Origin of the sequence: Streptomyces sp. NPDC048392, from assembly GCF_043200575.1 — a bacterium.
Taxonomy (GTDB): domain Bacteria; phylum Actinomycetota; class Actinomycetes; order Streptomycetales; family Streptomycetaceae; genus Streptomyces.
Window position 1 is genome coordinate 1 of sequence record NZ_JBICYB010000083.1, and the last position, 6,449, is coordinate 6,449.

Annotated in this window: 5 protein-coding genes; 1 reads left to right on the top strand and 4 read right to left on the bottom strand. The window is 65.7% G+C overall.

What is annotated here, in order from left to right:
- The 4 genes from ACGFYH_RS37095 to ACGFYH_RS37110 form a co-directional block, all read right to left on the bottom strand.
- The coding region (locus tag ACGFYH_RS37095; RefSeq protein ID WP_393807577.1) for a hypothetical protein at window positions 1-576 on the bottom strand (576 nt) is incomplete at its 3' end.
- Between the two features lie 197 nt (window positions 577-773).
- The gene (locus ACGFYH_RS37100) at window positions 774-2,963 is read right to left on the bottom strand and encodes a phage tail tip lysozyme (RefSeq protein WP_393807578.1); all 2,190 of its coding nucleotides are present in this window, start codon (window positions 2,961-2,963) and stop codon (window positions 774-776) included.
- 58 nt (window positions 2,964-3,021) lie between these two features.
- A complete protein-coding gene (locus ACGFYH_RS37105) occupies window positions 3,022-4,335 on the bottom strand; it encodes a hypothetical protein (protein WP_393807579.1) in 1,314 nt (437 codons plus the stop codon).
- A 138-nt stretch (window positions 4,336-4,473) separates the two neighbouring features.
- A complete protein-coding gene (locus tag ACGFYH_RS37110; RefSeq protein ID WP_393807580.1) occupies window positions 4,474-4,866 on the bottom strand; it encodes a hypothetical protein in 393 nt (130 codons plus the stop codon).
- A gap of 424 nt (window positions 4,867-5,290) precedes the next feature.
- On the opposite strand from ACGFYH_RS37110, the gene ACGFYH_RS37115 reads away from it, so the two are divergent.
- Window positions 5,291-5,800 (top strand): helix-turn-helix domain-containing protein, encoded by a 510-nt coding sequence (locus tag ACGFYH_RS37115; RefSeq protein WP_393807581.1) that lies wholly within the window; start codon window positions 5,291-5,293, stop codon window positions 5,798-5,800.
- Window positions 5,801-6,449: the final 649 nt, after the last annotated feature.

Genomic DNA, 6,449 nt, shown 5'->3' on the forward strand with positions numbered 1-6,449 from the left:
GGCGAGTAGACCTTCATCACCATAAGAGATCCCTCCTACCCGGCCCCTGCCGGGGCCGGGCTCAGAGGTGTCCACCACTCGGGGACAGGTCCCGTTCGGGCTGGGCTGGACGCTGGCCTGGTGGTACAACGTGGCGAAGGTCTGCTCCCCGGTCGCGACCTTCTTCGCGCCGGCGGCTGCCGCCTCGGTGAGCTTGGACAACTGCGCGCCGGCGTCCGCCTTTACGGGCGTGGACTCGGCATCATTCAGCTGCCCCTTGAGCTGGACGATCTGGGCCTCGTTGTCCGCCGTGCTCGCCTTGAAGCTCTCGCCGGCCACGCCCGTGGCGACGACCAGGGCGAGGATCCCGACCCCCATCACCGCGGTCACGCCGCGCAGGATCAGGCGCGCGTTGTCCTCCGGGCTGCGTGCCTGGACCCGTTCGCGCTGGCGCATCGTCCAGCTCGCGAAGCGCTCTTCGAGCTCGGCTCCGGTGACCTTCTTGCGCGTCTTCGGTGCCGTGGGCTTCTCCTCGGGCATCGACCCGGTCTCCTGCTCGGGGCCCGTGCTCTCGGACTCATCATGGGCTGCCGTCACGGAACACACTCCTCACTCCACGTTGCTCTCATATACGACTCAAGTCTATCCTGAAAGGCATTCGAGACCGACTTTGAATCCATTCGATAAGGGCTCCGAAAAGCGAGGTCGGCACACAGGGCCTGCACCGGACATGAAGAAGCCGGTGCCCGGATCACCCGGCACCGGCTTCCCACTCCCAGATCAGATGCAGCGCATCAGACCGTCTTGATCTTGCCGGAGGGGAGCATCGAATCCGACATGTCCACGAACTTCCAGCCCTCGGCCGCCATCCGCGCCGCGCTGTCGACACGGACCCGGCCCATGAAGGCGCAGTAGCCGGCCTCGCCGAGGATGACCTTGTCGCCCTGGACGCCGAGCGCCACGAGGGTGTGGCCGGCGGGACCGGAGCCCGGGCCGGAACCCACCGAATACGGCGTCGGAGTCGAGGACAACTGCTTGCCGGTCTCGCTCGCGATCGTGTACGCGGTCTCCTTGCCGTCACCGGCCGGGTAGGTCTGGAATGTCGTGTACTTATTCACGAAGTAGGTCGAGAACGACACGCAGTTCTCAGCATGGTTGCTCCCGCACGAGCCAGGACCACCCTGGTCGCCGTAGCGGTCGTCGAGGAACTTGTCACCCTCCTTGTTGAAGAGGTCGACGAGGGACTGGGCCTCCTCCTGTGTCATCCCGCCGTCCTTCAGCGAGACGGAACTGCCCCCCTTGGACGTGCAGTTGCCCAGGATCGTGTTGATCCCGTTGCCGATGCTCTCGATGATCCCGCCGACGATGTTCTTGACGACGCCCACGATCGAACTGTCGACCGACCAGCCGCTCATCTTGCCGAACCACATCTCGGCGTTGTCGCCTCGCACGGTGAGCCCGGCCGCGCCGTCAGCGGAGCGCTCCCAGTTCTCGTGGAAGTGCAGCGCCGCCGCACGCGGCGAGCCCTGCGACGTCTTGAGCATGTCCTTGAAGACCGTGACATCGCCCGGGTTGTCACCATCGACCATGAAGGCCAGCTGGGCCTTGATCGTGAACCAGTCGACGCCCTTGCTCTTCGCGTACTGGCGCAGCAGCGTGTTGCGGCCGAACGTCCACTGCCCGAGACCGATGCCGTTGTCCGTGTTCTGGGCGGCGCTGGCCTTCTCGGCGGTCATGGCATACGTCCCCGTGGGGAAGTTCTGCACGCTCGTCGGGTCGATCCCGGACTCCTGCGACCAGTTGCCGAGAATGCCCGCGATGTTCTCCTTCGGCATCCCCCAGCTGCTGAGCACCGAGTAGATCTCCTTGGCGTTCTTCTCCACGTCCGCCGGGACGGTGGCCCCGGAACCGTTGCCGACGCTACCCGCGTTGACGACGCACGCCGTCCCGTTCGCGTTGATGCGGCCCTCGGTCAGCGCCGTCGAGTTGAGGACGCCGGTGAGGACCGTGCCCAGCAGGGCCACGGTGGCGGTCACCGCGACCGCACCCGACATCGCTGCCGCTACAGGGGTCATCGTCGCCGTGACGGTGACGCCCAGGACCGCGCCGGCCCCCTTGGCTATAAAGCTGCCGATTGCCATGAACGGCGCAGCGATCGCATGACCAACCGCCTTGACGATGGTGACGATGAGCGTCCACAGCAGCTTCCCGGCGTTGACGGCCATCGCCATGGCCGCAAAGAACATGGACTTCAGCCAGTTCAGAAGGGCCATGGCCATGACCACGCCCATGGCCGGCGGGGCAGCAGCCGCGCCACCGCCGACGGTGACGCCCTTGGCCGCCTTCGAGCCCAGGCCCTCGTCGTCTTTCGACGCACCACGCTCGTAGCCCGTGCCGCCGGCACCCAGCTCGCGCTGGTCGGCCGGCTTGGCGTCCGGGCTGCCGCCGGTGACCTTGGACACGCCCTTGACCGCGTCCTGGGCTCCCTCAACGCCGACGTTCTTCGCTGCGCCAACGGCGGCTCCCGGAAGCCCGCCAGCCTGTGCACCGGCCACGGCACCGGAGACGGCAGCTCCCGCGTAACGCCCGGTGTTACGGCGGGTCGCGCTGCTGCCGTCTCCCTCGATCGCCTTCTGGGCCGCGCCTCCGGCCATGTTCCCGGCGACGCCGTTCATGCCCTGCTTGATCTTCGACCCGGCACTCGCGGCACCAGCAGCCTTGCCCGCGGTCTCCGCAGTGTCTGCAGCGTCCGGCATCTTCGGCGCCGTGTTCGCCGCGCCAGAAGGACCAGAAGAATCAGCCCCCGGCCCCGGGAGCTGCTTGGGCACGCTGGCCTTGCCCTTGGGAGGCTTCTCGATGCCCTCCTCGGGGCCGAGGCTCTTGGTCCCGCGACCCTGCCGGGGCATCCCCTGACTCACCGACGTGCTCGGCTGGTCCTTCGTCGTCCCCTTCTTGGGACTCCGATTCGGCTTGTCGGTGGCCATGTCGTTGTCCTTTCCGGCTCAATGCCAGGTAGCGGGATGCGTCAATTCATCGCCGCACTCAATGGCGAGTGGTGAGAGTGGTGAGGAAGTCCTTGTCGTCGCGAATGGTGCTGTTGGACTGCACATCCCGCAGACTCGCGTCCAGTCGAAGCAGGTCGAGCGACAGATCCGACTCGTACTGCGACTTGTTCCTGGAGTAGTTCTGATACGCCTGTGAAAGGTTGTTCATGATGTTCATGAGCGGGCGCATCGTCACGTCAGAGGACTGGTAGTCCCTGGTGAGGCTGGTGCCGTCCGAGAGGATCCACTGCATGTCCGAGATCTGCTGGCTCGTCGGAGCCGAGCCCTCGTCACGCTTCTTGGTGAAGAACTGGGCGTAGCTCTGACCGGCCGGCACCAGAGCGTCGAGGTAGCCGTCGTAGACGTTGCCTGCACGCCAGTTGAGGCCGAAGCCGCCCGGGACGACGTGCTTGGTCCGCAGCGCCAGCGTCGAGACGCCGTCCTTGGCCTCGGCCGCGGAGACGCCCGTGATCTTGTCGGTGGCGATCGAGACCGGAACGGTCGGCGGACGCAGGAACAGGCCGTCGATCTTCGTCGTCTGCAGGTCGGAGGTGTACGACTGAATCTGCGTCAGATTCGTGCGCATCTCGACGAGCTTCTGGTCCAGGGCGTCCCTGGCCTCGCTCTCCTTCTCCTTGAGCGCGACCTCGTAGTAGGCCTGCGCCGGGTCGAAGGCCAGAGCGTCGAGCGCCGCGATCTTCTGGACCCCGGATGCGCCGGGGTTGAAGAAGACCCGCCACTGGTCGTACTTGGAGAAGGTCTCGTCGCCGGCCAGCTTGCCGCTGCTCTGCACCTGCTCCGCTCCGGGCGTGGTGAGTTCGGCGTTCGCACGGACCGTCAGGTTCAACACCTGGCGGTCGAAGGGCCGGTCGGCGTTCAGGAGGACCCCGACGTAGCCGGTCGAACCGAAGGCGTAGAAGGAGCCCTTGATCCCGCTGGTGCTGACCGGCTCGCTGTTCAGCGAGGTGTCCGACCCGAGCAGGAACGCCCTGTAGTCCGCGGCGTTGTACGAGATCTGAGCGGTCGGACTGAAGTGCATCATCACGAGCGCCCTGTTGCCGCTCTCGTTGGTGTAGACCCCGTCGACGGTGCCGTCGAGATTCGTCTTCGACGTCTTGAAGTCGCTGGTGTACAGCGCCGTCTGCGACAGCGAGTCACGCTCCGCCTGGTACGCCGAGGCCCCCGATGCGCTGATCACGATCGCGCCCGTGACCGCGAAGATGCCGAAGAACACCCCAAAACGCTCGATCGCGTGGTGCGAGTCGAGCTTGAACTTCCTGCTGAAGGCCAGCGCCTTGTCCTTGATCCCCATGTCCTGCTCTCTTTCGTGCCTGCACCGTGCTGCGGGCCCGGATATGGCGAACCGGGCCGGAGGAGGCCTTGCACCTCAACCGACCCGGTTCGCTCGACGCCTCTGTCCCCGGTCGTGTGCACGGTCTGTGACGGCCTCTTACTTGGAAGGGGCGCTCAGGAACCCGCTGAACTGATCGACGGTCTGGACGATCACCGTGCCGCCGCCGAGGTCCGTGATGGTCTGCTGGCCGCCGGAACCGACCGTCGAGATCAGCGACCACCCGCCGGTGCCCAGGGCTCCGCCGACGAGAATGAGGAGCGCGATCGTGCCCCAACCCTGCTGCTGACCCGCGGACTGCGGGTTGGCCATCAACTTCTTGATCAGGAGCACGCCGCCCCAGACCAGGCCGACAGCACCGAGCAGCATGAGCAGAAGACCGCCCCAGAGCTGGATCTGGGACTTGGCGTTCTGCAGGAAGCTGGTCAGGTCCCAGGCTGCACTCGGCAGGGAAGCCTGTGTGAGGACCGCTGCCTCGTAGATCTTCGTCACGGTTCTTTCCTCTCGCCTTTCGAATCATTCGGTGGCATGGCAGTAAGTCACAAGGCAACAAGCGCAGATCGCCCACCCGGACGGGCAGTGATAGAAGTCGGAGTGATCGGTGACATGCTGTATCCCACCCCTCTGGCTCGTATACGTGCGCATCCGCAGTGCCTAATCTACCCCATTCGAATGGTTGGCCACAGAGGCCAAGAAAGGGTCTGTCGATAAAGAGTCGAAAGAGGCTCGGAAACGAGGCGAATCGGCCTCGCGACGCGCTACCGTAGGGTCGTGGCGGACGCCTGTGGAATCCACAGTGCGAGATGTGTAATGTGCCGCTCCAGCACTGCTGCGACGCCGGCCTGCTCGATTTCGAGGCGGGCCACCCTCACGCACCCCGTCGATCGCGATCTCGACCAGGAAGTACCAAACCTCCATGAACCCACTGCCTGGGGACCTTTTCGCCCGCCGACTTCGTCAAGAACGCGAACGCCTCGGCATCAGCCAGGCAGAGCTAGCGCGCCGTATGGCCGCACTGCTCGGCACGAACGTTGACTCCACCGCCATCACACGTATCGAGCAGCAGACCCGCGCGGTCAGGCTCGACGAGGCGGTCACCGCTGCCGAGGCTCTCGGGGTCCCTCTGATCACACTGGTCAGCGACAACTACGCCCGCGAGAACGAGGCTGAGATCCAGAACCAGCTCGCCGAGCTCGCCCTCGCCGAGCAGGAATGGGAGAGGCTGCGCCAGAAGATCCACCGGATCACCCAGACCATCCAACAACTCTCAGCCGAGCGGGAGGCCTTCCACTCTCACGCGCTGGACGTCAACCCTGAAACCGCCGGCGACTACGAGCTCGACCCTGAGACCCAGGCCGCTCTCGACGCCCGGATGCGTGATGTCTGCAACAAATCGGCCGGAGAGATCACAGACCCAGGCGCATGACGCTGTTGCGGGCGGCCGGGTTGAACTCCCGGTCGTAGACGGTCACCGTCTCGGGCTTCCGTCACCGGCCGGCCCGCATGATCTCCTCGGTGCTCGCTGGTGCCCAGAGTCTGGCGGCCGTTCTTTCCGATATGCCGTGGGCGATGCCCGTCAAGGCCTGGGCCAGCGTGCCGACGATGTCGTCCAGCCACCGGTCCGTGCCGACGATGCGGTCGACGTCCAGCCAGACTTTGCCGCCGTGGGTGCCCGCGGCACGGTCATCTCGCCAGAAGCGGGCGCCCTTACAGGCCTTCGGCGAGCGCAGGCAGGCGGTGATGCTTCTCGGACTGAGCCTTACCCGGAATCAGACGCTCAGCCTCACGCCAGATGCACACCAGCGGCCGCGTCCGCGGACTCCGCCGCACCGACCATGAAGGCGCGTGCCCCGCGTGCGCCGTGTGGTCGTGGCTCCACGTGCTGGGGCGCGAACAGCGGCTGGTCGCGTAGTTCCATCCGGGCGCTGGGCTATCAATGTGAAGACCAGTCAGACCCACCGGCAGGAAGCCGCTGACCTTAGAAGCCGTATCTCAACCGATCTTGGAACGTGCAAGTCGAACGGAGTTCCTGGTCGGGTGATTTTGCGGTCGTACGCGCATGAAGGCAGGGCCTC

Bases quoted from the DNA above. Each gene is read 5' to 3' on its own strand.
- ACGFYH_RS37105 (WP_393807579.1), bottom strand. From the start codon at position 4,335: ATGGGGATCAAGGACAAGGCGCTGGCCTTCAGCAGGAAGTTCAAGCTC.
- ACGFYH_RS37100 (WP_393807578.1), bottom strand. From the start codon at position 2,963: ATGGCCACCGACAAGCCGAATCGGAGTCCCAAGAAGGGGACGACGAAG.
- ACGFYH_RS37115 (WP_393807581.1), top strand. From the start codon at position 5,291: ATGAACCCACTGCCTGGGGACCTTTTCGCCCGCCGACTTCGTCAAGAA.